The organism is Micromonospora sp. M51 (assembly GCF_018070305.1).
In the GTDB taxonomy this organism is placed as follows: domain Bacteria; phylum Actinomycetota; class Actinomycetes; order Mycobacteriales; family Micromonosporaceae; genus Micromonospora; species Micromonospora parva.
On the sequence record NZ_JAGPXZ010001300.1, the window covers coordinates 1 to 890 of the forward strand.

Sequence of the window (890 nt, forward strand, 5' to 3'; positions counted from 1 at the left end):
ACCCCCCGCCCGGGGGCTACCCGCCCGGCGGCTATCCGGCCGGGGGGGCCTACGGCGGCCCCGGCGGCGGCTACGCCACCAACGAGGACAAGACCTGGGCGTTGGTCGCCCACTTCGGCGGCGCGCTCGGCGCGCTGATCAGCTTCGGTCCGCTGGGCTTCGTCGCCCCGCTCATCGCCTACCTGGCCCGTGGCCAGCAGTCGCCGACCGTCCGGGCGCACGCCCTCGCCGCCCTGAACTTCCAGATCCTCTGGTCGATCATCGCGTTCGTGCTGCTCTTCGTGAGCTGGTGCCTGCTCTTCCTGCCCAGCATCGCCGTCGTGGTGATCCAGATCCTGTTCGGGATCATCGCCGGCGTGAAGGCCAACGAGGGCACCCCGTACCGCTACCCGATGACCGCCAACTTCATCAAGTGAACCGGGCCGGCCGCTCCCCCGGCCGGTTCGGCACACCGCCGCCCTGCGCTCAGGGCAGCAGATCGCGGACGACCGCGTCGGCGAGCAGTCGACCGCGCACTGTGAGCACCGCCCGGCCGGCGGCGTACTCGTCGGCGGCCAGTAGGCCGCCGGCCAGCGCCCGCTCCGCGCCGGCCCGCCCGGCGGCGTCGAGCACCGCCAGCGGGAGACCGCTGGCCAGCCGCAGCCGCAGCATCACGTCCTCCATGTGCGCCTCGTCGACAGTGAGCACCTCCCGGGCCAGCCCGGGAGACGCACCGGCGGCCAGCCGCTGGGCGTACGCGGAGGGGTGTTTGACGTTCCACCAGCGCACCCCGCCGACGTGACTGTGCGCCCCCGGGCCGAGGCCCCACCAGTCCGCGCCGGTCCAGTAGAGCAGGTTGTGCCGGCACCGGGCCTGGTCGCTGCGGGCCCAGTTGGAGACCTCGTACCAGG

General features: G+C 73.7%; 1 protein-coding gene and 1 pseudogene. One reads left to right on the plus strand and one right to left on the minus strand.

Going from position 1 to position 890, the window contains the following annotated elements:
* Positions 1-416, plus strand: a 416-nt coding sequence (locus KBX53_RS34410) for a DUF4870 domain-containing protein (protein ID WP_247676622.1), incomplete at its 5' end; no start/stop codon positions are given.
* Between the two features lie 49 nt (positions 417-465).
* Here the strand turns inward: KBX53_RS34410 and KBX53_RS34415 are convergent.
* Positions 466-890: pseudogene (locus KBX53_RS34415) on the minus strand (coproporphyrinogen III oxidase); the annotation flags it as partial.